General features: G+C 43.3%; 21 protein-coding genes. 17 read left to right on the forward strand and 4 right to left on the reverse strand.

Going from position 1 to position 26,309, the window contains the following annotated elements:
• Positions 1-7 precede the first annotated feature (7 nt).
• From rplC to RM544_RS06965, 11 genes are all read left to right on the forward strand, one after another.
• Entirely contained in the window at positions 8-646 is a 639-nt protein-coding gene (gene rplC, locus RM544_RS06915; RefSeq protein ID WP_311361036.1) for a 50S ribosomal protein L3, read from the forward strand.
• Positions 647-663: 17 nt separating this feature from the next.
• Positions 664-1,269 carry a 50S ribosomal protein L4 gene (gene rplD, locus RM544_RS06920; protein ID WP_311361037.1) on the forward strand — a complete coding sequence of 202 codons (606 nt, stop codon included), beginning with the start codon at positions 664-666 and terminating at the stop codon, positions 1,267-1,269.
• Positions 1,266-1,565 (forward strand): 50S ribosomal protein L23, encoded by a 300-nt coding sequence (gene rplW, locus RM544_RS06925; RefSeq protein ID WP_195733443.1) that lies wholly within the window; start codon positions 1,266-1,268, stop codon positions 1,563-1,565. Before rplD ends, rplW begins: the two co-directional genes overlap by 4 nt.
• Before the next feature lie 11 nt (positions 1,566-1,576).
• A complete protein-coding gene (gene rplB / locus RM544_RS06930; protein WP_311361038.1) occupies positions 1,577-2,401 on the forward strand; it encodes a 50S ribosomal protein L2 in 825 nt (274 codons plus the stop codon).
• Positions 2,402-2,416: 15 nt separating this feature from the next.
• The gene (gene rpsS, locus RM544_RS06935; RefSeq protein ID WP_010179506.1) at positions 2,417-2,692 is read left to right on the forward strand and encodes a 30S ribosomal protein S19; all 276 of its coding nucleotides are present in this window, start codon (positions 2,417-2,419) and stop codon (positions 2,690-2,692) included.
• A gap of 10 nt (positions 2,693-2,702) precedes the next feature.
• Positions 2,703-3,035 carry a 50S ribosomal protein L22 gene (gene rplV, locus RM544_RS06940; protein WP_311361039.1) on the forward strand — a complete coding sequence of 111 codons (333 nt, stop codon included), beginning with the start codon at positions 2,703-2,705 and terminating at the stop codon, positions 3,033-3,035.
• 9 nt (positions 3,036-3,044) lie between these two features.
• Positions 3,045-3,746 carry a 30S ribosomal protein S3 gene (gene rpsC, locus RM544_RS06945; protein WP_311361040.1) on the forward strand — a complete coding sequence of 234 codons (702 nt, stop codon included), beginning with the start codon at positions 3,045-3,047 and terminating at the stop codon, positions 3,744-3,746.
• Between the two features lie 2 nt (positions 3,747-3,748).
• Positions 3,749-4,162, forward strand: a complete 414-nt coding sequence (gene rplP / locus RM544_RS06950) for a 50S ribosomal protein L16 (RefSeq protein ID WP_195733447.1) — start codon at positions 3,749-3,751, stop codon at positions 4,160-4,162.
• The gene (gene rpmC / locus RM544_RS06955) at positions 4,162-4,353 is read left to right on the forward strand and encodes a 50S ribosomal protein L29 (RefSeq protein WP_195733448.1); all 192 of its coding nucleotides are present in this window, start codon (positions 4,162-4,164) and stop codon (positions 4,351-4,353) included. Before rplP ends, rpmC begins: the two co-directional genes overlap by 1 nt.
• On the forward strand, positions 4,353-4,604 hold the full coding sequence (rpsQ, locus tag RM544_RS06960; protein WP_195733449.1) for a 30S ribosomal protein S17: 252 nt from the start codon (positions 4,353-4,355) through the stop codon (positions 4,602-4,604). The genes rpmC and rpsQ overlap by 1 nt, the downstream gene beginning before the upstream one ends.
• Positions 4,605-4,734: 130 nt before the next feature.
• Positions 4,735-6,675 (forward strand): alpha/beta hydrolase family protein, encoded by a 1,941-nt coding sequence (locus tag RM544_RS06965; protein ID WP_311361041.1) that lies wholly within the window; start codon positions 4,735-4,737, stop codon positions 6,673-6,675.
• Here the strand turns inward: RM544_RS06965 and RM544_RS06970 are convergent.
• Positions 6,670-7,461, reverse strand: coding sequence for a hypothetical protein (locus RM544_RS06970; protein ID WP_311361042.1), 792 nt, complete (start codon positions 7,459-7,461; stop codon positions 6,670-6,672). The genes RM544_RS06965 and RM544_RS06970 overlap by 6 nt on opposite strands.
• A gap of 273 nt (positions 7,462-7,734) precedes the next feature.
• Between RM544_RS06970 and RM544_RS06975 the strand changes: the two genes are divergently transcribed.
• Positions 7,735-9,630: a S8 family peptidase gene (locus RM544_RS06975; RefSeq protein WP_311361043.1), complete on the forward strand. Its 1,896-nt coding sequence runs from the start codon at positions 7,735-7,737 to the stop codon at positions 9,628-9,630.
• Positions 9,631-9,837: 207 nt separating this feature from the next.
• Positions 9,838-13,146: a ligand-binding sensor domain-containing protein gene (locus RM544_RS06980; protein WP_311361044.1), complete on the forward strand. Its 3,309-nt coding sequence runs from the start codon at positions 9,838-9,840 to the stop codon at positions 13,144-13,146.
• A 341-nt stretch (positions 13,147-13,487) separates the two neighbouring features.
• Here the strand turns inward: RM544_RS06980 and RM544_RS06985 are convergent, their stop codons facing one another.
• Positions 13,488-16,595, reverse strand: coding sequence for a sigma 54-interacting transcriptional regulator (locus RM544_RS06985; RefSeq protein ID WP_311361045.1), 3,108 nt, complete (start codon positions 16,593-16,595; stop codon positions 13,488-13,490).
• Between the two features lie 244 nt (positions 16,596-16,839).
• On the opposite strand from RM544_RS06985, the gene moaA reads away from it, so the two are divergent.
• The 3 genes from moaA to RM544_RS07000 all read left to right on the forward strand — a co-directional run bounded on the left by moaA (position 16,840) and on the right by RM544_RS07000 (position 21,942).
• The gene (gene moaA / locus RM544_RS06990) at positions 16,840-17,814 is read left to right on the forward strand and encodes a GTP 3',8-cyclase MoaA (protein WP_311361353.1); all 975 of its coding nucleotides are present in this window, start codon (positions 16,840-16,842) and stop codon (positions 17,812-17,814) included.
• Between the two features lie 103 nt (positions 17,815-17,917).
• Positions 17,918-20,635 (forward strand): PAS domain S-box protein, encoded by a 2,718-nt coding sequence (locus RM544_RS06995; RefSeq protein ID WP_311361046.1) that lies wholly within the window; start codon positions 17,918-17,920, stop codon positions 20,633-20,635.
• Positions 20,632-21,942: a 3-deoxy-D-manno-octulosonic acid transferase gene (locus tag RM544_RS07000; RefSeq protein WP_311361047.1), complete on the forward strand. Its 1,311-nt coding sequence runs from the start codon at positions 20,632-20,634 to the stop codon at positions 21,940-21,942. The genes RM544_RS06995 and RM544_RS07000 overlap by 4 nt, the downstream gene beginning before the upstream one ends.
• Before the next feature lie 136 nt (positions 21,943-22,078).
• On the opposite strand, the gene RM544_RS07005 is transcribed toward RM544_RS07000, so the two are convergent.
• Together RM544_RS07005 and purU are read right to left on the reverse strand one after the other, a co-directional pair.
• Entirely contained in the window at positions 22,079-24,244 is a 2,166-nt protein-coding gene (locus tag RM544_RS07005) for a M3 family metallopeptidase (RefSeq protein ID WP_311361048.1), read from the reverse strand.
• 125 nt (positions 24,245-24,369) lie between these two features.
• Positions 24,370-25,218, reverse strand: a complete 849-nt coding sequence (gene purU / locus RM544_RS07010) for a formyltetrahydrofolate deformylase (RefSeq protein ID WP_311361049.1) — start codon at positions 25,216-25,218, stop codon at positions 24,370-24,372.
• Positions 25,219-25,549: 331 nt separating this feature from the next.
• On the opposite strand from purU, the gene phbB reads away from it, so the two are divergent.
• Positions 25,550-26,272, forward strand: coding sequence for an acetoacetyl-CoA reductase (phbB, locus tag RM544_RS07015; RefSeq protein WP_311361050.1), 723 nt, complete (start codon positions 25,550-25,552; stop codon positions 26,270-26,272).
• The last annotated feature ends 37 nt before the right edge of the window (positions 26,273-26,309 follow it).

The following is a 26,309-nucleotide window of genomic DNA, read 5'->3' on the forward strand; positions in this document are numbered from 1 at the left end:
AATAACAATGTCGATTGGTCTTATCGGTCGTAAAGTGGGTATGACTCGCATCTTCACAGAAGATGGTGTTTCAATCCCTGTGACTGTTATTGAAGCGACCCCAAACCGTGTTACTCAGTTACGTACTGAGGAAACTGACGGTTATCGTGCACTACAAGTTACCGCTGGCACTAAGAAAGCTAACCGCGTTAATAAGGCTTCAGCAGGTCATTTTGCTAAAGCTGGCGTGGAAGCAGGTCGCGGCTTGTGGGAATTCCGTCTTAATGAAAATGAAGGCGGTGAAATTGAAGTGGGCAGTGAAATCACTGTTGAAATCTTCAATGACACGAAGAAAGTCGATGTAGCAGGTACATCAAAAGGTAAAGGTTTCCAAGGTGCAATCAAACGTTGGAACTTTAGTTCACAGCGTATGACTCACGGTAACTCACTATCTCACCGTGCTCCAGGTTCAATTGGTCAAAACCAATCACCTGGTAAAGTATTTAAAGGTAAGAAAATGGCTGGTCAGCTTGGTAACAAGCGAATCACCACTCAATCTTTAGAGCTTGTACGTGTTGATGCTGAAAACAACCTTTTATTAATTAAAGGTGCCGTACCTGGCGCAACTGGCAGTGACGTTATCGTCAAGCCGGCTGTTAAAGCGTAACGTCTGGGAGTAATCTGATGGAATTATCATTGAAAGACGCGAAAGGCGCTCTTGAAGTATCCGACACTACCTTTGGACGTGAATTCAACGAAGCACTTGTACATCAAGTGGTTGTTGCATTCGGTGCAGGTGCTCGTCAGGGTACTAAAGCGCAGAAAACGCGCTCTGAAGTACGTGGTGGCGGTAAGAAGCCATGGCGTCAAAAAGGCACAGGTCGTGCTCGTGCTGGTACTATCCGAAGCCCAATTTGGGTTGGTGGTGGTCGTGCATTTGCTGCGAAACCTCGTGACTTTGACCAAAAAGTTAACAAAAAGATGTACCGTGGAGCGATCAAAAGCATCCTATCTGAATTGGTACGTCAAGAACGCTTAATCGTTGTTGAAAAATTTGGTGTTGAAGCACCAAAGACTAAAGAACTTTTAGCGAAATTGAATGAATACGAATTAAACGACGTGTTAATTGTTACACCAGATGTTGATGAGAACTTGTTCTTAGCCTCACGTAACCTTTATAAAGTTGACGTTGTTGACGTTCAAGGAATCGACCCAGTAAGCCTAATCGCATTTGATAAAGTGTTGATTACTGCTGAAGCGGTTAAACAACTTGAGGAGGCACTAGCATGAACGAAGAACGTTTATTAAAAGTCATTTTAGCACCTCATGTTTCAGAAAAGTCTACAATGGCTGCTGAACTAAACAATACAGTTGTTTTTAAGGTTCTAAAAGACGCGAACAAAGCAGAAATCAAAGCTGCAGTTGAAAAATTGTTTGAAGTTGAAGTGAATTCTGTTCGTACCGTAGTATGCAAAGGTAAAACTAAGCGTCACGGTCAGTTTTTCGGCAAACGCAGTGACTGGAAAAAAGCATATGTTGTGCTTAAAGAAGGTCAAGACATCGACTTCGTCGGTGCGGCTGAGTAAGGGGATTAGAAATGCCATTATTGAAAGCTAAGCCAACTTCTGCCGGTCGTCGTCACGTCGTTCAGGTTGTTAACCCAGATCTTCATAAAGGTGCACCACATGCTCCTTTGCTTGATAAATTAAGCAAGTCTGGCGGTCGCAACAACAACGGTCGTATTACAGTTCGTCATATTGGTGGTGGTCATAAGCAACACTACCGTATTATTGACTTCAAACGTAATAAAGACGGCATCCCTGCGAAGATTGAGCGTTTAGAATATGATCCAAACCGTTCGTCTAATATCGCTTTGGTATTATACGCAGACGGTGAGCGTCGTTACATTTTAGCACCTAAAGGCGCTAAAGCTGGCGATGCAATCCAATCTGGTTCTGATGCACCTATTAAACCAGGAAATGCAATGCCAATGCGCAACATTCCTGTAGGTTCAACAGTACACGCGATCGAAATGAAGCCTGGCAAAGGTGCACAAATTGCACGTTCTGCTGGTGCATACGCACAAATGCTTGCTAAAGATGGAGCGTATGTAACATTACGTCTTCGTTCTGGTGAAGTGCGTAAAGTATTAGCTGACTGCCGTGCTACAATCGGTGAAGTGGGTAATGCTGAGCATATGCTTCGTTCACTAGGTAAAGCCGGTGCTACACGCTGGCGTGGTGTTAGACCAACAGTTCGTGGTGTTGCCATGAACCCGGTTGATCACCCGCACGGTGGTGGTGAAGGTCGTACTTCTGGTGGTCGTCATCCAGTATCACCTTGGGGTGTTCCTACTAAAGGTAAGAAAACCCGAAGTAATAAGCGTACCGATAGACTTATCGTACGTCGTCGAAATAAATAACAGCGAGGATTCACCATGCCACGTTCTCTCAAGAAAGGTCCTTTTATTGACCTGCACTTGCTGAAGAAGGTAGAAGCTGCAGTGGAAAAGAGCGACAAGAAACCAATTAAAACTTGGTCTCGTCGCTCCATGATCATCCCAGATATGATTGGGTTGACCATTGCGGTCCATAACGGTCGCCAGCACGTTCCTGTATTCGTCAGTGACGAAATGGTCGGCCATAAGTTGGGCGAATTTGCTCCAACGCGTACTTATCGCGGCCATGTCGCAGATAAGAAAGCCAAGAGATAAGGGGAATAAAATGGAAGCATTAGCTAAACACCGTTTTGCTCGTACGTCACCTCAGAAGGCACGCTTGGTAGCAGATCAAATCCGCGGATTGCACGTTGAAAAAGCTTTAGAAGTTTTAGCGTACAGCCCAAAGAAAAGCGCTGCGTTGGTCAAGAAAGTTCTTGAATCAGCCATTGCTAACGCTGAAAACAACGAAGGCGCAGATATCGACGAATTGTCGGTAACTAAAATCTTTGTTGACGAAGGCCCGACTATGAAGCGAATCAAAACACGTGCCAAAGGCCGTGCTGATCGTATCTTTAAGCGTAGCAGTCACATCACTGTGGTTGTGGCGGATAACTAGGAGTAGATTATGGGACAGAAGGTTCATCCTACCGGTATACGCCTGGGTATCAGCAAACCATGGACATCTACTTGGTACGCTAATACAGCAGAGTATGCAGATAACTTGTTTAATGACCACCAGGTCCGTCAATATTTGACGAAACAGTTAAAGAGCGCGTCACTTTCGAAAATCGTTATCGAACGTCCAGCTAAGAGTATCCGTGTGACTATTCACACTGCTCGCCCTGGTGTTGTTATCGGTAAGAAAGGTGAAGACGTAGAGAAGCTTCGCAATCATGTTTCTAAGCTAGCCGGTGTGCCAGCTCAGATCAATATTGCTGAAGTACGTAAACCTGAACTTGATGCACAGCTTGTAGCTGACAGCATTTCAAGCCAGCTTGAACGCCGTGTTATGTTCCGTCGCGCTATGAAGCGTGCTGTTCAAAACGCAATGCGTTTAGGTGCACTTGGTATCAAAGTTGAAGTTAGTGGCCGTTTGGGCGGAGCAGAGATTGCACGTGGCGAATGGTATCGTGAAGGTCGTGTACCACTACACACTTTCCGTGCAGACATCGATTATGCGACGTCTGAAGCACTCACTCAATACGGTATCATTGGCGTTAAAGTGTGGATCTTCAAAGGTGAAGTATTGGGCGGTTTGCCTCTTACTCAAGAGCAACCAGCTCCAGCACCTAAGAAGAAAGGCCGCAACGCTAAACGAGAGGGCTAATCATGTTACAACCAAAGCGTACGAAATTTCGTAAAATGCATAAAGGTCGTAACCGTGGTCTTGCTATTGCTGGTAGCAAAGTAAGCTTCGGGACATATGGTCTTAAATCGGTAGGCCGTGGTCGTATGACTGCTCGCCAAATCGAAGCAGCTCGTCGTGCCATGACTCGTCACGTTAAACGTCAAGGTAAAATTTGGATTCGAGTTTTCCCTGACAAACCAATTACTGAAAAACCTTTAGAAGTTCGTCAAGGTAAAGGTAAAGGTAACGTTGAGTACTGGGTATGCCAAATTCAACCAGGACGCGTGTTATATGAAATGGAAGGTGTTCCAGAATCATTAGCTCGTGAAGCGTTTGCATTGGCTGCGGCTAAATTGCCATTTAAAACAACCTTTGTAACTCGGACGGTGATGTAATGAAAGCGACTGAACTTAAAGAAAAAAGCGTAGAAGAGTTGAACGCGGAACTAATTAACTTGCTTCGTGAGCAATTTAATCTTCGCATGCAACACTCTACAGGCCAGCTTGAAAAAACTGACCAATTGAGAACAGTACGTCGCAGCATCGCACGTGTTAAAACTATCTTAACTCAAAAGGCTGATTCGTAATGACTGAACAGAAAATTCGTACAGTACAAGGCCGTGTAACTAGTAACAAAATGGATAAAACCATTACTGTTATGGTTGAGAGAACTGTTAAGCACCCAATCTATGGGAAGTTTATCAAGCGCTCAACCAAGCTACACGCACACGACGAAGCTAACGTGTGTAATGAAGGTGACGTAGTTACAATTACTGAATGTCGCCCAATTTCAAAGTCTAAGACTTGGAAGTTAGTTGACGTTGTAGTTAAAGCTTAATTTAAGCTATTTGAAAAAGGCGCAACCCCTCGGGGTCTGCGCCTTTTTTGTTTTTAATTCCGGAAGAATTTTGCTACATTAAAAAAGATGACCATGTAAGGTCGCTTAAATTAATTCAAGGATGAATATCATGAAAAGACTCTTTTTCATTTTTGCTCTGCTGTGCACAAGCCAAGTCTTTGCAACTATTTCCGCCACAGATATCTCAAAGTACTATACCTATACTAACGCTGACCTTTCTCCCGATGGCAGTAAACTTGCTATCAATATTACTCAAGACGGTTTAGGCCGCCTTGTCATTATGGATTTGAGTACCTTCAAACCTGTTGGTACTGTTTCTTTCGATGGACGCTACGAACCGGGTAATTATTGGTGGGTAAATAATGAACGGCTGGTTATTCAAGTGCTAGAAAGAGAGATTGCCAGTGAACAGCATGTTAACTACGGCGAACTCTATTCGGTTAACTATGATGGCAGTAACGGTCTCATGATTTTTGGTTACAGAGCCGGAGGTACAAAGACCGGTAGCAGGCTCAATCGGAAACAATCAACTCGTGGTTGGGGTGAGCTCTTAGACGTTTTACCTGACGACGAAAAACACGTTCTTATCATGTCAACACCCATGTCTTCTGATGGTAGTAAGCTCCCAACAGTACACAAACTCAATGTTTATAACGGTCAGATGTCAAATACCATTGCCCAGTCTCCAGTACCGCAAGCTGAGTTTATTACTGATAGTGACGGTAAGGTAAAATTAGTCGTGGGTGCCGGTGAGAACGGTTACGCTGCTGTGTTCAAGCGCATTCAAGAAACTAACGATTGGCAACAGCTTAGCAATGAAGTATTGGGCAAGAGTTTTAATCCCATTGCTTTAGACAGCAAAAACACAAGTTTGTACGTTACAGATAGTGGTGGTAAAGATAAGACGGGTTTGTATAAATTCGACCTAGAAACCGAAGAGGTGAAGCACCTGTTTACCGATAAGGTAGTCGATATCACTAGTATTGTTTTCAGTGCTGATGGTGGCACACCCTACGCTTTGCGTCTGGATGATGGTAGGCCTGACTATGTCATGTTCGGCAAGAACACTTATGAGGTGAAGCTTTACAAGCAATTCCTACAAACATTCCCCGGTAACAAGGTTGAATTGATCAGTCGCAGCGAAAATGGCAACAAATGGATACTCTATGTTAGCAGCGATATTTCGCCTGGTACCTTCTATTTGTTCGATAAGGCGACCAATTCCCTCCAGTTTTTGTTCAGGAACTTAGATTCTATTCCCATAGAACTGATGTCTGAATCCAAACCAGTCACTTTTGCTGCAAGCGATGACGTGCTCATTCATGGCTTTTTAACGCTACCTGTGTCGGTGCCTAAAGATAAAGATGCGCCTTTAGTAGTGCTGGTGCATGGTGGTCCTCATGGTGTTAGAGATTACTGGACGTTTGATCGAGATGTTCAATATCTTGCCTCTCAAGGTTATGCCGTGTTGCGTGTCAATTATCGAGGCTCTGGTGGATATGGTTCAGACTATCGCTATTCCGGCTACCAGGAATGGGGCAACCGGATTCAATTGGATATCATTGAAGGCGCACAATGGGCAATGAATCAAGACAGGGTCAGTAACGATAGAGTGTGTATTATGGGCGCTAGCTTCGGTGGCTATTCTGCGGTTATGGCAGCGACCATGGCACCTGAATTATTCGACTGTGTCGTGGCGAATGCTGGGGTTTACGATTTAACGCTGATGTTCGAAGAGGGGGACATTCCAGACATGCTCTACGGAAAAACTCGCTTGTTGGAATACTTAGGTGATGACCCAGACATTTTGAAGACGTTTTCGCCTATTAATTACATTTCCCGAATAGCCGCACCCATACTGATCGGCCATGGTAAAAAAGACAGACGAACACCCTTTATTCATGCGGAGTTACTCAGAGATAAGCTAATTGAACAGGGAAAACCATTTGAGTGGTTTGTAAAGGGTACCGAAAGTCATGGCTTTTATGATGAAGAAAATAGAGCAGAATGGTACGAAACCGTTGCTGCGTTTCTAAAGGAAAACTTATAGTTTTAGAGCCTCATGCGGTATGTCGAGATAAAGCGTAATCAATCTACCCGCTCTGTTTACCTTAAAAGTAAGTGTTTGAGCAGAGCGTATTTCCTTTTGAAGGTCACTTAATTGTTTATCGTCATCTATTTCGAAACCATTTACCTCTAAGAGTACGTCACCCTCTTGAAAACGTACTTTAGAATAGAGGTCTGGGTTCATACCAGGAATAATGACTTTACCCCCATCATTAAACAAGTTAGGAAGTGTTTTCACGATGTGTTCTAACTGTCTTGGTCTTGAACCTATTTCTTTCGCCGTCATCTCGTTGAATCGTTGTTGAGTCTGCTCTTCAATTAAGCTGTTTGTCTCGCCCAAGAAGAGCTCATAGTCTCTCGACTCAAACTCTAAAATAATTGACGCTTTATTGATGCGTTTAACATATACATCTAAGTTGTTAATGTTTTCGTCAACAAAGTACTCACCGGCAGCTTGGTCAACTAACAGAGCAGTAAAGCTTTCAGCAACACTCTGACTATACACAATGCCACTAAGCACAAACTTGGCAGGCAGATCGGACAGATCGTCGCTCACAGAAAGCACAGTAGGCTCTTCATCAACGACATTCTCCTTCTCTTGGTTAAAGTTTTTAATTTCTTGGTCGATACTACGTTTGTTAGCTTGCTGTTTTGGTATCTCAGTAAATTCACTGCCAGTGTCAGCAAGAGGCTCTTCGTTGATACTAAATACCGCGTAAGCGGCAACAAGCGCCACAACTACAATTAATACGACAAGCAATTTGTTCATAAACACTCCTATTATTTGAGCATTGTAATCAACAACCGCATAGATAACCATCTAACTTTTTGCAAGCCTAAGCTGCGACTTAAAAAATGACTCTATAAATGACTAAACCATAATTTAGTTCATAAATTAAGTCATATTGTTATTCGAAATTAAAATTTACATACCTTCCAAATAAATAGTCCAATAAAAACAGTGGGATACGATTTTTTGAAAGTTGGCATACACTGTGCATTATCGGCGACAGAGAAAGTATATTTTTATTTGGAGTTACACATGTCTATCAGCAACACTTTAAAGACGATGATGTTCGCCTCTGTTGCAGTAGTCGGTTTCGCCGGCGCTGTCGCAACGAATGGATACGGTGATTTTTTATCGACTGACGCTGGCAACGGTGCGGTAAAGAAGGCTAAAGAACAGCCTAAATCATACATCGTCCAAGGTAAAGGTTCAGAGACATTAAAAACAGCGGTAACAAGTGTTGGTGGGAGTATTTCAAGAGAGTTTCCAATCATCAATGCAGTTAGCGCAGTGCTAACTCCGTCACAAGCAGAAGTGATTGCACAGCTCGACGATGTAAGAATTCAAGATGATCGCTCGGTAGCTACAATGAGTGCGGGTAACGGCCAGAACAAAAAGTTCATCATTGATAACTACATTTCAACACAGACTGGTGCTGACCAATTGCACGAGCTCGGTATCACAGGTTTGGGTGTAACCGTTGCTGTACTAGACAGTGGTACTATCATGGCTGGCCAACACGGTTTCAACCTATTGGTCGATTCTGAAGGTTACTGGCGTGTTCCTGCTAAATACGATGCAATTAAAAGCCGTCGTACTTGGTGGTTGAACGATGATAAAAACGGTCACGGTTCACATGTGTCTGGCATTATCGCTAGTAGCCTGAAAGCTGACAACGGTAAGTTTAACGGTATTGCACCAGACGTTTACCTTTTATCAGTGAAAGCATTCGATAAGAATGGTCAAAGTAGCTACTCAAAAGTGTTAGACGGTTTGAACTGGATTTATCACAATCGTGAAACCTATCGAATTCGCGTTTTAAATTTATCATTGGGCGCTGATGTCCAATCTAACTATTGGGACGACCCAATAAACCAAGCGATCATGAAGCTTTGGGAAGCCGGTATTGTAGTGGTTACCTCTGCTGGTAACAGTGGTCACGAAGATATGAGTATTACCGTTCCTGGTAATAACCCATACATCATTACGGTTGGCGCGATTACAGATAGCTACACACCATTTGATTATTCTGATGACCGTGTAACTACGTTCTCTTCAACAGGTCCTACCGTTGAAGGTTTTGTAAAGCCAGAGGTTGTTGCTTATGGTGGTCACATTGCCGCTAAAGTAGATAACCGATATGCCTTCGGTCAGTTCTTCGAAAGTGAGACAGGCCTGGGTTACCAAGAAGTTTCTGGAACCTCACAAGCGTCAGCAGTGGTTTCTGGTATTGCAGCATTAATGCTTCAATACAATCCCTACTTGTCACCAGATGACGTTAAGTGTCGCATCATGGCAAGCGCAAAGATGGCGCATGACGAGTCTGGTAAAATGAAGTTTTCACCGTTCGAGCAAGGCCACGGTATGGTCAATGCTTACGCCGCTGTTGCGAGTAACAAAACAGGTTGTGCAAACCGTGGTTTAGATATCCAAGCTGATTTAGCCGGTACTGCGCACTTTATGGGCCCCGTAACAAAAACCACAGGTGGTGAATTTGCTATCTTAGTCGGCGACAAATTAGTTACTGAAGGTCATCAATGGGGAGACTCTAGTATGTTGGCTGAAGGTCATCAATGGGGCGACTCTGGTATTTTTGCAGAAGGTCATCAATGGGGCGACTCAGGTATTTTCTCTGAAGGTCATCAATGGGGCGATTCAGGTATCTTAGCAGAAGGTCATCAGTGGGGCGACTCAGGTATCTTCGCTGAAGGACATCAATGGGGCGACTCAGGTATCTTTGCTGAAGGACATCAGTGGGGTGATTCAGGTATGTTTGCGGAAGCTTGGAATAACCGTGACCTATTCTCTGAAGTTGCTGATTCGGTAGTGACTCCATCAGACCTTGCGATTCAAGATGAAGATGGTGAAGAACCAGTCCAAGAGTGGGAAACCACTGAAAGGTCTGCTCCAGTCGCACCGCCACTCAACTAAAAAAGTCCAAAATGACTTTAAAATCAAAGGCCATCATCGATGGCCTTTTTTATGTCAGCATTAAAGCAACTTAGTATAGAAAATAATACCTAAGCTAACTGATTTCTATGCAGAAATGACTTATTATGGGCCAGTTACTATCAGTCCCAGTACTTGCAGCTTGGAAACGCAAGCTTCTTTCATCGACAATTGCGGCAACAGGATATTATGAAAAATCGTTTCTCCATTGGTTTTAACATCGGAATAAAAGCACTGCTGTTTAGTGTCGTCCTATTCCATGGTCTATTGCAGGCCGGCCAAGATAATATCCGTTTTGAAACTTTTGGTCTTACTGAAGGTTTATCGCAAGAGAATGTAAGAGCGATTCACCAAGATAGCGAAGGCTTTATGTGGTTTGGCACGCAAGAAGGCTTAAATCGCTTTGATGGCTATCAGTTTAAAGTGTTTTCAAGCAGCTTAACCTCGCCTAACACAATGAGCTCTTCGTATGTGTATTCCATTGCTGAAACCTCTGACGGCCTAATCTGGCTTGGTACCGATAAGGGTGTGAATGTTTTCGATAAATCCACGCAGAGTTTCAAGAGCTATCAAAGTAAAGATGGCGGTGGGGAAAACAGTTTATCAGTAATTAAAGTCGTCTATGTTGATTCCTTCGATACCGTTTGGGGGGGCACAGAAGACGGGCTTGTGCGATATAACCGTGCAAACGACCGTTTTGAAACGGTCCAATTGGATCCTGTTTTTGATAACCCTTCTTTAATGGTCGATTCAATCACTGAAGATATTAGCAACGGTTTATGGATAGCGGTAACTTATCAAGGCTTATACCGATATGATAGAAGCACAGATACTGTAGAGTTATTTACCGATCGTTTTGTTGAATCAGAGAGCGAGCTTACAGTGTCGCCTCGGGCCCACCAACTCATGATTGATCAAGAACAGCGCTTATGGATTGGCACCTTAAAGAATGGCGTTCATGTTCTTGATTTAAAACAGCCAGTAATTGACGGAAAATTACCAAATTTTGTTAGACAAGAAAGCTTTGATGATATTAACGTTAAAGCAATATACGAAGATCAGATCGGCAATGTATGGATAGGTGCTGAAACCGGTCTATTCCTTATCGACAATGCGACCAAAAAAATAGAGTTACTGCAATACAATCTAAACGATCCTACCTCAATTTCTGACAACAATATCACTAGTCTTTTCCAAGACAAAGGTGGGGTCTTTTGGGTCGGAACGTATCGAGGCCTGAGCAAGTGGAATACTGCAACCGCGAAGTTCGACTACTATCGTGTTCAAGCTGACACCAGCGTTAGTTTGAGTGACCCTAAAATAAATGCTATTCACAATGCTGGCAATGACAAAGTATGGATTGCGACTCAGGGAGGTCTCAATTTACTCGACCTTGATACTAACTTAGTCGAGCAGTCTTTTTACAATGAAGACGATAAGAATAGCTTGCGAGAAAATAACGTCACTGCCTTACTGGCAACGTCGAAGTATGAATTGTGGATCGGTTATCGTTATTCTGGTATGAGCCGCCTAGATCGAAGAACAGGCGAGTATATTCACTACAAATCATCTAATTCTGACGATAAGACGATTGGTTCAAACAGTGTGACATCTATTATCAAGTCAAAAGCGAATGATTTGTGGGTGGGGACTTTCAGCGGCGGTCTCAACTTATTCGACAAAGAGACCGAAACGGTTAGACGCTATCAGCATGACCCTAACAACGACTTCACTATCAGTAGCGATAAAGTGGTTGCCCTTTTTGAAGATAAACAAGAAATGTTATGGGTTGGCACTATTGATAAGGGCCTAAACCTATTCAATCCTGCGCTAGGTACCTCGACAAGGATTCAACAAGAAAGTAATAACCCTAAAAGTCTTGGGAGCAATACCGTATTTACTATTCATGAAGATAAAAAGGGGAATATTTGGGTAGGAACAGGAGGTGCAGGATTAAACCTCTTGTCAGCCAAAAATCGAGCAATCGGCAATTACGAATTTGAAGTCTTTAGCCGGGAACACGGACTGCCGAGTAGTTCAGTGTTTGGTATCTTGGAAGAGCATGATGGGATGCTGTGGTTAAGTACCAACCGGGGCTTAACTAAATTCGACCCTGAAACAAAGTCTATTTTGAACTACGATAGTTCGCACGGTTTGCAGGGCAATGAATTTAACTTTGGTGCCTATCATGTCATGCCGGATGGAAAATTCTTCTTTGGTGGTACAAATGGCGTTACGGCTTTCTATCCAGACGATATTGCCCCTAATAACCATGTCCCACCAGTCGTTCTTACCCGATTCCAACGCCTCAATGAAGTGTCTTCGATGAATTATGCTCGTAACACAAAGAACAAAATTGAAGTGTCTTACAAGGATTACTTGATCGCCTTTGAGTTTGCAGGATTAGACTTTGCCAGCCCCGACAATAATCGTTATGCATATAAGCTAGAAGGCTTTGATGCGGACTGGATTGAAGCCAGAGATGTGAGAAAGGCAACGTACACTAACCTTCCTGCTGGTAATTACATTTTCAAAGTGAAAGCCTCAAACAACGATGGTGTTTGGAATGAAGAGGGCGCTGATATTCCGCTGACAGTTTTGCCTGCTCCTTGGTTCTCTTGGTGGGCATACTCAATGTACACCTTCGTTTTCCTAGCTATGGCGTTTTGGTTGTATCGTTCATACCTGAATAAAGTGAAGCAAGAAGAGATTTATCGCCTGCAGTTGGAAAATGAAGTACAGAAACGCACCATGGAACTCAGTGCTGCCAACGAACAACTAATGAACGCAAGTGTGACAGATCAATTAACGGGTCTACACAACCGCCGTTATTTAGCGAACGTTATCAAAGACGAATGTAAGAACATCTCTCAGGAGTTCAATGCTTACCTGGCTGATCACGATGCTGAATCTAATGAAGGCCCTCGATTATTCTTTTTGATGTTCGACTTGGATGGTTTTAAACCTATTAATGATACCTATGGGCATGACGCTGGAGACCGCGTTATTGTTCAAGTTGGTGAGTTATTACAAAGCGTTTGCCGAGAAGATGACATTGTTATCCGTTGGGGTGGTGATGAATTTATGGTGATCGGTAAAGTACATGACCAAGGTGAAGTTTCCTTCCTAGCTGAACGTATTCGAGAAACGATAGAGAAGTACGGTTTTAATATTGGCTTGTCTCAACGGATGCACTTGTCTAGCTCAATCGGCTACGCGATGTACCCTTTTGCACACTTTAGCCCTGATTCCTTGAGTTGGGAGCAAGTGCACTTGCTAGCAGACAAAGCATTGTATAAATCAAAAGATAACGGCCGAAACACTTGGGTGGGTATGGTTCAGTGTCCTGAAATACCGCCGGTGGGTGTTATGAATACGTTGACTCATAACGTTGATAAAGCCGTTGAATTAGGCCATATCATCCTAGAAACCCCGGACACTATGCGCGCAATGCATCAAAGCCGAAACAACGTGAGCGCATTAGCAGACCGTAAGTAGTGAGATCAGCCGTTGTGTGCTAAGCATCTATTGTCATCGCCGCAACCACGTCATTCCCGCGAAGGCGGGGAACCATGTTTTATCGCCATCCCCCGAACCACGTCATCCCCGCGAAGGCGGGGAACCATGTTTTATCGCCATCCCCCGAACCACGTCATCCCCGCGAAGGCGGGGAACCATGTTTTATCGCCATCCCCCGAACCACGTCATCCCCGCGAAGGCGGGGAACTAGATTCCTGCCTTCGCAGGAATGACGTATACGACGCAGGAATGACGTATACGACGCAGGAATGACAAGTTTGGAGTATAGTGGATGGGTATGTACTTACCTTGATTCTAAGCTAGGCCAGTTGACTGATTTGTTTCTTTAGCTTGTAGAATGTGGGTTCGCTGACACCAAGCAGGGCAGCGGCCATCGACATATTGTCAGGCTCACTTTTCAAGATTGCCTCCAGTAAAACCTGTTTGATTCTGTCAAAACAATCGGGGATACACACTTTCGCGTCAGCAATAGGCTGTAAACACGTCTTGACTTCATTCCAACTCACTGGCTTTTCTATATTTTGAGATTGCAAGTTCAACAGTATCTTGTTGACTCTCCTACGTGCGGTGCTTGTTGGCAATTGTAGGCGCGTAGATACATCCCTCATATTGCCATTACAAGCTTGGTATGTCAGGACTAAGAGCTCATCTTCGACGCAGTTACCGATAGATAAATGAATAAATGCTGCTTGATTTCTAATTTCGTTCAAAAAGTGCAAAGATGCGTTAAATAGACTAGTCAATAAGGTTTCTATTTCTTTTTGTTGGTTCAAAACGCCCAGACTTGGTTTCAAATCAACTACCTGTGAGTCTCGTTGTCGAGTATCATCTTGAGGCTGTCTTGGCACACGTGAAGCGTTATCTCGCTTTTCAGTGTCAGACATATTTCCTAGTTGTTCAGTACCTTGGTCAATTGCTTGGCTAGTATGCTGAGCCGGAACATCAATACTTTGTTCATTTTCGTGTACCTCTGAGAGTTCACGATATGACATTGCCTGTGAGTCAGTCAGATCAGTAATGTCGCTTTGAGCGCCGTGGGCTGAATCATATTCACTCGCTTCAAGTTCCAGATTGAGTTCGTCTAATGTGATCTCTGCATTCTCTGATAGCAACGTTGCCTGCATTAACTTATTTTCTAATTCTCGAATGTTGCCTGGCCAAGGATATCGTTGCATCGATTGAAGCGTTTCAGGCGCTAGGTATTTTTTCTCCGTTTCAAACTGCTTTGAAAACTTATTCAAGAAATGCTGAGCAAGAAGAGAAAGGTCATCGCCACGCTCTCTCAGAGCGGGGTTATTCAAAGTCACCACATTTAAGCGATAATATAAATCTTTGCGGAAGGTACCGCGCTCTACTTCTAGTGACAGGTCGCGGTTTGTAACTGCCACAATTTTCACGTCAACATCGATAACTTTGGTGCCACCAACCGGTGTGTAGTGTTTTTCTTGAACAAAACGCAATAATTTAGGCTGCATTTGTAATGGGAGCTCGCCTATTTCATCAAGTACTAAAATACCACCATCGGCTTCTTTCACTTTACCGTTTGCGCCTTTCTGAGCGCCGGTAAATGCTCCTTTCACATAACCGAACAGCTCTGATTCGATAAGCGTTTCGGGGATAGAACCGCAATCGACGATGATCAAAGGTTTCTTGCTTCTAGGACCCAAGGTATGAATTGCGTTGATAAGCCTCTCCTTACCTGTCCCACTTTCGCCCGTAATTAACACTGTCGTATCGGTTGCCGCGGCCCGCTGAGTCTGCTTCATAACAGTTTGCATCACTGGCGACTTGTAAACCAAGGCACTAGATGACAATCCACCTTTTAACTCATTCAGCTCATTCTCGAGCATTGCGTTTTGATTCTCTAAGCGTCTATTTAACTCTTCTTCTAACTGACTTCTGCGCAAAGCTTTCCCAATTTGCCTTACAAAGCCTTGGATAAGTACTTTTGTATCGTGAGTAAGGATGAAACGAGATGCTTCACCCACGATATAAAAGCAATCATCGGTATTCACTTCAAGAGGCAATACCCAATAAGCTGTATCTTCTGTAATTAGCTCTTGCTGACCTTTGGAATCAATGGCTAATGAAACTTGTTGTTCAATTATTTTATTCTGAAAAGCTAAATCGGGTTCTACTTGCAGGACTTGTGCATTATCACTCACTTCAAAGCATAAAGATGGAAGCGTAGTCACATCTGATTGTGCTCGCCACAAGCCCGCTGAATTAAAATCAAAGGTATTGGCTAGCCTTTGCACTACATTATGCAATAGCTTGGTAAATTCGAACTCGTCGGCGATGATTGATGAAATATCCCATAGCAAAAGCATATTGCGGTAGTTGGTCATGGTATCGCCGGTGAAAATACCACCTAAGTAATTGAACTGTTCTTCATTCATACTAAACTTGCTAATATCCCACGTCGTCACCGCAGGCTCCTCTTGGGCCTGTGATGCTTGCAGTGCTTGTTCAGCACGATTCATAAGTACCGTTGCTTTATCTATGTCGCTATTGTTTGGTTCGTCATATTCAACTACAGCAACACCCACGTGGAAGCTGAGTTTCACGGGCATGCCATTACTAGAATTTTCTATCAAATAAGCCTGTTGCTGCAAATACTGTTGCAGTTTATTGCCCAACACTTCTGCTTCTTTCACACCATTCGTCGCGGATGCCACTGCAAACAAGGCGCCGCCCAGGCGACTGATTCCATCATCATTTCGGGTACATGCTTGAATGGCATCGGCTAGTTCGAAAATAACTTGGTCGCCGACATGTGCACCTTGCTTTTTATTGATTTGTTGAAATTCCCGACAGTGCACTAAACATAGGGCCACAGAGTGCTCATCAGCAATATGATTCACTTTTTGTAGGAGTAAGCCTCGTGCGTCGAGTTTTGTTAATGGGTCGGAATTAATGCTCTGATGTTCATCCAACAACTGCAGTACCAGGTTACAAGACCTGAGTTGTTGCAGGAATGTTTGCTGTTGATCCGTTACTCTGATTTTCGATGCGCTATGTTTGAGGTTTAGCATCCAACCGGGAATGCGGTTTTGAAAATAGCAGACAATATAATAACTTTTTGAATCAGAATGCTTCTTGATTATTTGTCTGGAATCACTTTCTTCGTTTTTTTGATTGGCTACGTTTTGGCTTGTCACCTTCGCTTTAATCCAAACATGATGCTTGTTGTCAGTGTAAAAATTAAACTCTTCGCTGCTGACTTGAAATGCATCTTCTGGCAAATCGTGTAAGGAAACCGTATTGCTTTGTGAACGTGAGGGGAGTCTCGATAATTTTTGATTATTAATTGTTTGCAAGTGCTCACTAACCGCTGATATTTCATCACACCCAGAGTGAAGCATGATGGCTTCTAGTTGGCTTAGAAATACTTTGGTTTCTTGCAACGCGTTCTCCACTCAAATTATGAGTTATTTTATATCAGTATTGGGTTTTCCAGATACAATATGGTAGCGTGATCGCATCGAAAACATGAACTGTCATTTAAGTATATAAACATACTTTTAAGCTGCAAAAAACTATGCGTTTAATACCTATATCTAAAAAAAGGGTGATATGGATACCTTAAACAATCAAATTCCAATTGTGCACTTGCCAGAGAATTCTCCTGCAAGCGAGGGTGCGCAACTCATGGATAGATTTGGTCGACGATTTGAGTATTTGCGGCTGTCGATTACTGATGTATGTAATTTTAAATGTCAGTATTGTCTGCCTGACGGGTATCAATGTGAGTCGCCGAGAGCGTTTTTAAGTGTAGATGAATTACGCCTTATCGTTGAATCTTTCGCGAAAATGGGGACTAAAAAAGTACGCATTACTGGGGGCGAACCCTCGTTACGCAAAGACCTTATACAGATAATCAGGCAAACTGCAGCCGTTCCCGGCATTGAGCAAGTTGCTATCACGACCAATGGCTTCAAACTTGAGCGAGATTTGGACGCGTGGGTCAAGGCGGGTCTAACTTCACTCAACGTCAGTGTTGATAGCGTGGACCCAAGACAATTCATGCAAATCACCGGAGATGGTCGATTGCAGAGTATTCTCAATGGTGTGAGTAAAGCGATTGATATGGGTTTACAAGTGAAATTAAATGCAGTGCTTCTACGCTCATTAAGTCAAAGCCAAGTTCCTGAGTTTTTGGCTTTTGTTAAACATCACAATGTCACGCTGCGTTTTATCGAACTCATGCAGACCGGTGACAACCAAGCTTATTTTGATAGCGAGCATCTCAGTGGTGCAGACATTGAGAAGCAGTTGCAAGATATGCAATGGCAGCGCAAAACGAAAGCGCAATGGGCTGGTCCAGCAAAGGTCTACCGCCATAATGATTACCAAGGACGAATTGGACTAATTATGCCATACAGCAAAGACTTTTGTGCTGATTGTAACCGTTTGAGGATTTCTTCACTAGGGAAGTTACACCTATGTTTATTTGCCGAAAAAGGTTTGGATTTGAGACCAAAGATCGCTGAAAGTTTGAAAGCGGGCGATCCGACGATTCTGATGCAAGAAATTCAATCCTTAATGGGACAAAAAGAGGCGACACATTATCTGGACGAAGGTTATACCGGGGCGACACAGCATCTTGCAATGCTTGGTGGCTAATTTTCTTGCCTCGACCTTAGGTCAATTACATTCAAGACTAGCCAACATTTCGAATCACAGGTAGTCTATACATTGAATTTTTTCTTTCAGGCATGCTTTCACATTGACTAACGAGCGGTCCAATACATCGCAAACTTCTTCTACTCCAGCTGAGGCCCAAGCCGAGAAGCTGCTTAACGCTAGTGCTAGTGCTATTTTAGAAGTGAATTCAAAAGGCCACATATTGTTCGCCTCTGAGCCTATCTTTAATTTGTTCGGCTACCTTCCTGAAGAGTTGATTGGTCAATCTATTGAATTCTTGATGCCAGAGCGCAAGCGGGCTGGGCATCACGTGTACTTCGAACGTTTTTTACAACAAGCTGAAAACCGAAGTATGGGCATGGGCAGTTCCTTCCCAGGTCTTCACAAAAAAGGGCACGAAATTAATATTAGTATTGGTTTAACGCTGCTCGAAAGTGACAACGACAATGAGCAATCCGTGGTTGTCACCATCACAGAAGCGAACACACTCCAACAGGTTCAAGAGTCATTAAGAGACTCCCAAAAGCAAGCTTTACTCAGCCAAGCTGAGAATCAGCGTTTACTTGCTATGGTGCATAACTCACAAAATATTACGATGTTAGTAGAGCCTGACTTATCGATCAGTTGGGTTAATTCTGCTTTAATCAAAATGCTTGGCTACACTGCTGAAGATGTAATAGGTAAACATCCTCTATTTTGTCTTGCAGATACAACGCCAAGCGAAGAGCAAGTGCTTCTCAATCAGTCTTTTGAGCGCCATTTAGTATATTCGGGTAAGTTCCAACTTATTAAACACGATGAAACATTGCTGTGGGTTAATGTGAATGTATATCCTAGTTATGTCGATGAGGAATTTCTTGGTTTCGTCGTGCACATTAATGATGTGGATGCCCATCAAAAACTGATTGAAGAGGCTCTTAGGCAAAGTGAAAATCTTGAGTCTACAGCGAGAATAGCAAGACTAGGGACCTGGGAACTAAATATAGCCGACAACAAGTTGCATTGGTCTGATCAAGTTTACGCAATCCATGAAATTGAACCAGGAACCGAAATAGATGTTGCTAACGCAATCAACTATTATGCCCCAGAAGCTCGCCCCATCATCAATAAGGCGATTCAAGATACCATTGAAAACGGGGGGGAATGGGACTTGGAATTGCCATTCATCACGGCGAAAAATAATCGAATCTGGGTGAGAGCAGTTGGTTATGTTGAATATCAAGACGGCGTTCCAGTTAGGTTAAAGGGTGCATTTCAAGATATCTCGGATTTAAAAAATGCCGTGGCTGCCAGCGAAGCAGCGAATCAAGCCAAAAGTTTATTTTTAGCAAACATGAGTCACGAAATTCGCACACCTATCAATGGGGTGCTGGGGATGAATGATTTGCTATTGGCGTCGGGGTTAAATAATAAACAAACTGAATACGCGAACATTGTTAAGCGCAGTGCAGAGTCGCTTTTGCATCTGATAAATGAGTTGCTTGACTTTAGTAAGTTAGAAGCGGGCAAATTAGAGCTATTAGCGCGCGACTTTGACTTGCGTGAGAGAATGACTGAATGCGCTCAATGGCATGTCCATGCTGCGACCAAAAAAGGGCTAGACTTTACAGTAGACTTTGCCTCGGACTTACCTGGTTTAATCCATGCAGATGATCATCGCTTGGCGCAGATTATTAATAATCTATGCACAAACGCCGTGAAATTCACGCATCACGGCAGTATTCACCTTGCATTCTCATTGCAAGACGCTTCTACACTACTGGTGAAAATTGTTGATACAGGTATTGGTATCAGTAAAGAAAACCTTGAAAATGTATTTGCTGAGTTTGAACAAGCAGATAGTTCTATTACAAGAGCCTATGGCGGCACGGGTTTAGGCCTAAGTATCTGCCGTCAATTGGTGAACGTGATGAATGGAGAACTTGGTGTTGAGAGCCAAGAAGGAAGAGGCTCTACATTTTGGTTTACTCTACCATTCGAAGCTGTAGAACAGACTAAAAGTATTAATAAGCAACCGCACTTGGCACCCAGTATCATTATTAGCTGCCAAGATGATGTGATTAGCCAATGGCAGAACGTAAAAGTAAATAACGCACTGGATGTGAAAGTGGTTAATTCAATGTCTAAAGCGTTGGCTGAACTGAAATTGAGCCAACGCTGGTTTAACATCATTATCATGCCCGACGAGCATGAAAATATCGATATTACTTTGTTTGCCAAAAGTGTTATGCGCCTAGGTAGAATGAAAATGAGAATTTTCTGGCCAGATGCGGACAGCGAATGTCAGTTTGAAGAAAATGTACTTTCTTATGCGACAGAGAAAGTATTTTTTGATGATCCAACGACACTTTTGAAGAATCTTGAGACTTTATTGAAATTTGTTATGTCCCATCAGGCTGAGCAAAAGAGCCAGCGTTTCAATGCTTTAGAGAATAAACGCCTACTGATTGCTGAAGATAATCAAATCAATCAGGTCGTATTTACTGAGATGCTTTCATATTTAAACATTGAGCTTGATATTGCGGGTGACGGAGCTGAAGCAATCAGACTAATCGAACAAAATGGCGCATACGATTTCGTGATCATGGACTGTCAAATGCCTATTATGGATGGTTTTGAAGCGACTAAGTTGATTCGTTCGTCAGATAAGCCAAGTATTGCACAACAGCGGATTATTGCTGCTACCGCTCATGGCATGGCTGAGGATTTAGAAGCCTGTTTAAAAATTGGGATGGATGATTACTTGGTTAAGCCTTTTACCCAAGAGCAACTTATCTCTGCACTTATTCGAAATTTATGACTCAAGCATATAAACCACAATGGCATCACACGATATGGCGCTGGTTGTATAACCTGCTGTTGTTGCTCTTACTTCCCTTAGCTTTACTCAAGCTTGTTTTAAAGCGCGAGAAAACGGAGGGGCAAGCTAATAAAAATAGAGAGCGCTTTGGTTTCATCGGAAAGCCCAAACAGAATGGCATCTTGATACACTGCGTGTCTATGGGCGAAGTGAATGCCGCAAAGCAACTGGTTGCGCAAATAGAGAAAGCGTATCCGGATAAAGTTATTACAATATCGACTACCTCGACAACAGGGGCTAAACAAGCTAGAGCCATTTTTAAAGACCGTGTACAGCATGTATATTTAGCTTTTGATATTCCTATTTTCGTATGGCTTTTCTTCCATAAACTAGCGCCCAGTTTAGTCATTGTTACTGAAGTGGAAATATGGCCAAATATGCTGCATCAGTGCTATAAGCGCCAGGTTCCAGCTGTGCTAGTGAATGCTCGAATGTCCTCTCATTCTTTAAAAAATTATGAGATGCTTGCGAAATTATTTCGTCCCTGCTTGCGCAAGTTCACTCTGATTTGTGCACAAGGGCAGCAAGACTTTGATAACTTTTTAGCACTAGGTGTGTATAAATCAAATCTAAAAATTAGCAATAATATGAAGTTCGATTTGCTTATCGACCAGCGAGATACTGAGCTTGCGCAACAATTAAAGACCAAACTAAATTATCAAAAACAAGCCATTTTTATTGCCGGCAGCACGCATGACTCGGAAGAACTAATCTGTATTGATAACTTTAAGCGCTTGCGTGAACAAGATGCGTCGATAGTCTTGGTGGTCGTGCCAAGGCACCCACATCGTTTTGATAAAGTCGCCCAGCTATGTTTAGCAACTGGCTTTACTACAGTGCGCGTATCTGAGCTAGAGTTGATGGGGGAACTTAGCAACATGCCCGATATTGTCCTGGTCGATACGATGGGTATGTTGAATGCATTTTACAGTTTCTCTACATTTGCCTTCGTGGGTGGAAGTTTTGTAAACAAGGGGGGGCATAACGCTCTTGAACCATCAGTATATGGTGTCCCAAGTGTGATGGGGCCAAGCATTTTTAATAACCCAGTTATTTGCGAAACCTTAGCCTCCTCAGGAGGTTTGGCGTTGATTAATACACCTGATGAGATGACCAGTATTTTAAGTGCATGGTTGACAGATAACGAGGCTAGAAAGGCTGCTGGCTCGGCTTGCCAAGAGATTGTTACAAAGAATGCCGGGGCAGTGAAAAATACCTTAGCGTTTATTCAGCAGGTTTACCCATGATAAAAACGGCGCAGTTTTTTCTGCCGATAAGCGCTCTCGAAACATAAAAAAGGCCATATCATGTTAGATTATATGGCCTTCTATTTTCGCTGGATGAGACTATCGCTCGGTGACTATCGCACGATGAGCCTGATGGCTATTCTTCGGACGTCACAGGAAATCCACGATCTCGCATCAGAGCTTCAACCTTCGCATCTCGCCCTCTAAACATACGATAGGCTTCAGCTGGGTCCATTGCGTTTCTGACAGAGAATAAGTACTTAACTAAACGTGCACCAACTTCTTCATCGTAAAAGCCGCCTGGTGCTTCTGCGAAGGCTTCTGCAGCATCCGATGTTAATACTTCTGCCCACATATACCCATAATAAGCTGACGCATAGCCTTCACTTGAAAAGATATGACCGAAATGAGTTGTTCTGTGACGCATAACAACTTCTTCTGGCATACCTAAACGGGTTAATTGTTCACGCTCAAAACTATCAGGCTCAATCTTAGCTGGATCGGTTGTGTGATACAGCAAATCCATAATGGCAGAAGACATGTACTCTGTCGTTTTAAAGCCTTCATTGAAGGTTGAGGCGTTCTTAATTTTAGCAACTAATTCCTGAGGAATCGGCTCACCCGTTTTGTAGTGCACTAGGTATGTATTGATGACTTCATCTGTGGTCAACCAACGCTCTAACAATTGTGATTGGAATTCAGTGTAGTCACGCACACCAGAGTGCGAAGTGGGGTACTTCACGTCGGCAGATAAGAAATGTAAGGCATGACCAAATTCATGGAAATACGTCTCTGCGTCATCCCAAGAGATCAGTGTTGGTTCACCATCCGCACCTTTCACGAAGTTTGAATTGTTCGAAGACAGTACGGTTTTCTCTCCGTCGAAGGTAGTGTAGCTACGATAGGTCGTTGCCCATGCACCCGAGCGTTTACCTTGTCTTGCAAATGGGTCTAGGTACCACAATCCAACTAAATTACCGCTTGTTTTGTCTTTCACTTCCCATACTTTCACGTCTGGATGAAATACAGGTACTTTACCCTCATCCACTGGCGTAAACTCAAAGTTGAATAGGCGGCCGGCAACATAAAACATCGCTTCGCGCAGTTTGTCTAGTTGCAAGTATTGTTTCACTTCGTCAGAGTCGAGTGAGTATTTGTCTTTTCTCACTTTTTCAGCGTAGAAGCGATAATCCCAAGGCTCGATGGTAATATCAGCACCTTCCGCGTCAGCGATAGCTTGCATATCTGCAACTTCTTCTTCGACACGTGCGATAGCTGCAGGCCAGACTTTTTCCATTAAGGCCATTGCGCGTTCTGGTGTTTTAGCCATGCGGTCTTCCAGACGCCATTGCGCATAGTTATCATAGCCTAGTAACTTAATTCGTTCGTGGCGTAGCGCTAAGATTTGTTTGATTAACTCATTGTTGTCAAACTGATCACCGTTGTCTCCACGACTGTAATAGGTGCGCCATACTTTTTCTCTTAACTCTCGATTCTCAGAGTAAGTTAAGAAGGGGTCCATCGATGAGCGTGTATTGGTAATCGCGTATTTACCTACTTCACCGCGGCTCTCAGCCATACCTGCTGAAGCTTTTACGAATGATTCTGGAAGCCCAGCCAATTGGTCTTCACTCAAATATAGAACGTAGTTTTCTTCATCGGCAAGAATGTTACTTGAAAATTGTGTTTGCAATGACGCAAGCTCTTGGTTTATCTCGGCGTACCGCTTTTTGTCTTCCGCGTTCAAGGTTGCCCCGTTTCTGGCAAAACCATTATAAGTTAACCAAGTCACTCGTTGTTCTTCAGTACCGAGTGCTTTTAACTCGTCGCTTTCGTAAACCGCTTTTACGCGTTCAAATAACTTTTCGTTTTGGGTGATTTTCGAAGAAAATGCGCTGATGACCGGCACCATTTCTTTTTGTATCTCTCTGAACTCAGGCGAGGATATGTTCGAACTCCATATGCCCCAGTACGTGAACACTCGGCCAAGCTCGTCGCCTGCTCGCTCCATCGCGACAATCGTGTTTTCGAAAGTGGGTGGCTCAGGGTTGTTCGCGATCGCATCAATTTCAGCGAGATTCAATTCCATGCCTTTCTCTAGAGCAGGTTTCAAATCGGCCAAAGACATGCTTTCAAAAGCGGGTACGCCACCATAAGGGCCAGCAAATTGTTCTAAAAGTACGTTCTCAATACTTTGTTGTTCGATGATTTCGGGTTTGGCTTGCTCTGTAGGTTGTTCTGAGCAGCCGGCAAGTGATAAAGCCATCGCTATTGCAGATAGGCTTAGTAGCACTTTCTTCATGTCGTTTTCCTTTTTACTTATTTGAGATGGATAGAATCTGATGCTCTATTTTCATTTGTCGCCTCAATAGTAGGCATACCGCGTTTGTAACGCAAGTATTCAGGCCATGCTAGTTGAGGCGATTGTTATGCAAAAACAACAGTTTTGTTTTGATGAATGATGACGCGATCTTGCAGGTGATATCGGATACCATTGGCTAATGCGTTGACTTCACAACGTTTCCCTTTTCTCACCATATCTAAGGAGCTGTCGCTATGACTAATACGCAGTACTTCTTGTTCAATGATTGGACCTTCATCTAAGTCTGTAGTTACGTAGTGGCATGTCGCTCCGATCAGTTTTACACCTCTCTCGTAGGCTTGTTGATAAGGCTTGGCGCCAGCAAACGAAGGTAAGAAACTATGATGAATATTAATCGCTTTACCGGCTAGCTTCTGACATAAATAATCGGGAACTATCTGCATAAAACGCGCGAGTACGGTTAGGTCAATTTGATAATGGTCGAGCAGTCTTTCGATTTCAGCGAACGCCACTTTTTTATCGCTAAAATCAATATAATGAAAGGGGACTTTGTACCAATCGGCATATTCGCGCATCTTTTCATGGTTAGCAATAATACAGGGGATGTCACACTGCAACTCACCAGTATGCCAGCGATGCAGTACGTCGATTAAACAATGGGACTCTTTGCTCGCTAGCAAAGCAACTTTCGCTTTAGTGTCTGAATTATTAAGGGTCCAACGCATATCGTACGCTTGCGCTATTTTGCTAAAAGCGTCGACAAACGCTTTGTGGCTGAGTTGAACCGAATCAGCTTCAATCTCATGGCGCATAAAAAAGCGTTGTAACTGCAAATCTGTATGATGGTTGGCCTCGAGAATATTCGCACCATGGTCAGTGAGAAATTGTGATACTGCTGCGACGAGTCCAGTTTGGTCAGGACAATCAATCACCAAACGGTAAGTGTTTTGCACATTTACTCCTTTTTTTTCAAACAATCATTCACCTTATACCACCGAGTATAACGCCGCTAAAGCGCCCATGAACAGGTATTTTTAAAACTATGCACAAAGTGAATGGAATATGCCGATTGCGCCTTAAGTTGATGATCTACATCAAGCTATTTTACTGTTTTAAAACTGGATAGACCAAAGTCTCATTTTTGTCATGTATTGTATGTATTATAAACAATCATCTCATCTATTATGGTGTGCATGAAAAGGGAGGTGGATTCACCTGCCTTGTCGAAGTCGGCCTAGAAAGGTCTCGGAAACATAGCTAGCAATAACAAAACAGGAAATGGATATGACTAGAGTAGCATTAGTAACAGGCGGGACTCGTGGTATAGGCGAAGCAATTTGTACAACATTAGCCAATAAAGGATACAAAGTTATTGCGAACTATGGCGGAAATGACGTGAAGGCGGCTGAATTTAGCGAGCGCACCGGCATTCCCGCAGTAAAATTCGACGTGTCAGATTTTACAGCAACGGCAGCCGCTATTGAAAAAATCGAAAATGATTACGGGCATATCGATATTCTAGTGAATAATGCAGGGATTACGCGCGACGGGACAATGCACAGAATGAGTTTTGAACAATGGGATGCTGTTATTCAAACTAACTTAGCATCTTGTTTTAATACTTGCCGAGCGGTGATTGACGGAATGAGAGAACGTCAGTTTGGTCGCATCATAAACGTAGGCTCTGTAAACGGCCAAGCCGGTCAGTACGGTCAAGTGAACTACGCTGCTGCTAAATCGGGTATTCACGGCTTTACCAAAGCACTAGCCCTTGAGGGCGCTGGTAAAGGCATTACCGTGAATGCGATTGCGCCTGGTTATGTCGACACTGATATGGTGCGAGCGGTGCCTGAGGACGTATTAGCTAAAATCATAAAGACAATCCCAGTTGGGCGTCTAGGTAAACCTGAAGATATTGCTAACAGCGTGGCTTTTTTAGTTGATGACGAATCCGGTTTTATTACAGGCTCAACCTTGTCTATCAATGGTGGTCAACACATGTACTAAGCCTACTTGGCTTGTATAGAGACCCATCTGAACAGAA

Origin of the sequence: Brumicola blandensis (assembly GCF_031846165.1) — a bacterium.
GTDB lineage: Bacteria > Pseudomonadota > Gammaproteobacteria > Enterobacterales > Alteromonadaceae > Glaciecola > Glaciecola blandensis.

What these genes read in the sequence shown, in the direction of transcription:
- rpsS (WP_010179506.1), top strand. Translation starts at nt 2,417, where the DNA reads ATGCCACGTTCTCTCAAGAAAGGTCCTTTTATTGACCTGCACTTGCTG.
- rpsQ (WP_195733449.1), top strand. Translation starts at nt 4,353, where the DNA reads ATGACTGAACAGAAAATTCGTACAGTACAAGGCCGTGTAACTAGTAAC.
- RM544_RS07005 (WP_311361048.1), bottom strand. Translation starts at nt 24,244, where the DNA reads ATGAAGAAAGTGCTACTAAGCCTATCTGCAATAGCGATGGCTTTATCA.
- phbB (WP_311361050.1), top strand. Translation starts at nt 25,550, where the DNA reads ATGACTAGAGTAGCATTAGTAACAGGCGGGACTCGTGGTATAGGCGAA.
- RM544_RS07000 (WP_311361047.1), top strand. Translation starts at nt 20,632, where the DNA reads ATGACTCAAGCATATAAACCACAATGGCATCACACGATATGGCGCTGG.
- RM544_RS06975 (WP_311361043.1), top strand. Translation starts at nt 7,735, where the DNA reads ATGTCTATCAGCAACACTTTAAAGACGATGATGTTCGCCTCTGTTGCA.
- RM544_RS06980 (WP_311361044.1), top strand. Translation starts at nt 9,838, where the DNA reads ATGAAAAATCGTTTCTCCATTGGTTTTAACATCGGAATAAAAGCACTG.
- moaA (WP_311361353.1), top strand. Translation starts at nt 16,840, where the DNA reads ATGGATAGATTTGGTCGACGATTTGAGTATTTGCGGCTGTCGATTACT.
- rplB (WP_311361038.1), top strand. Translation starts at nt 1,577, where the DNA reads ATGCCATTATTGAAAGCTAAGCCAACTTCTGCCGGTCGTCGTCACGTC.
- rplW (WP_195733443.1), top strand. Translation starts at nt 1,266, where the DNA reads ATGAACGAAGAACGTTTATTAAAAGTCATTTTAGCACCTCATGTTTCA.
- rplP (WP_195733447.1), top strand. Translation starts at nt 3,749, where the DNA reads ATGTTACAACCAAAGCGTACGAAATTTCGTAAAATGCATAAAGGTCGT.
- rplC (WP_311361036.1), top strand. Translation starts at nt 8, where the DNA reads ATGTCGATTGGTCTTATCGGTCGTAAAGTGGGTATGACTCGCATCTTC.
- rplV (WP_311361039.1), top strand. Translation starts at nt 2,703, where the DNA reads ATGGAAGCATTAGCTAAACACCGTTTTGCTCGTACGTCACCTCAGAAG.
- RM544_RS06970 (WP_311361042.1), bottom strand. Translation starts at nt 7,461, where the DNA reads ATGAACAAATTGCTTGTCGTATTAATTGTAGTTGTGGCGCTTGTTGCC.
- rpsC (WP_311361040.1), top strand. Translation starts at nt 3,045, where the DNA reads ATGGGACAGAAGGTTCATCCTACCGGTATACGCCTGGGTATCAGCAAA.
- rplD (WP_311361037.1), top strand. Translation starts at nt 664, where the DNA reads ATGGAATTATCATTGAAAGACGCGAAAGGCGCTCTTGAAGTATCCGAC.
- RM544_RS06965 (WP_311361041.1), top strand. Translation starts at nt 4,735, where the DNA reads ATGAAAAGACTCTTTTTCATTTTTGCTCTGCTGTGCACAAGCCAAGTC.
- rpmC (WP_195733448.1), top strand. Translation starts at nt 4,162, where the DNA reads ATGAAAGCGACTGAACTTAAAGAAAAAAGCGTAGAAGAGTTGAACGCG.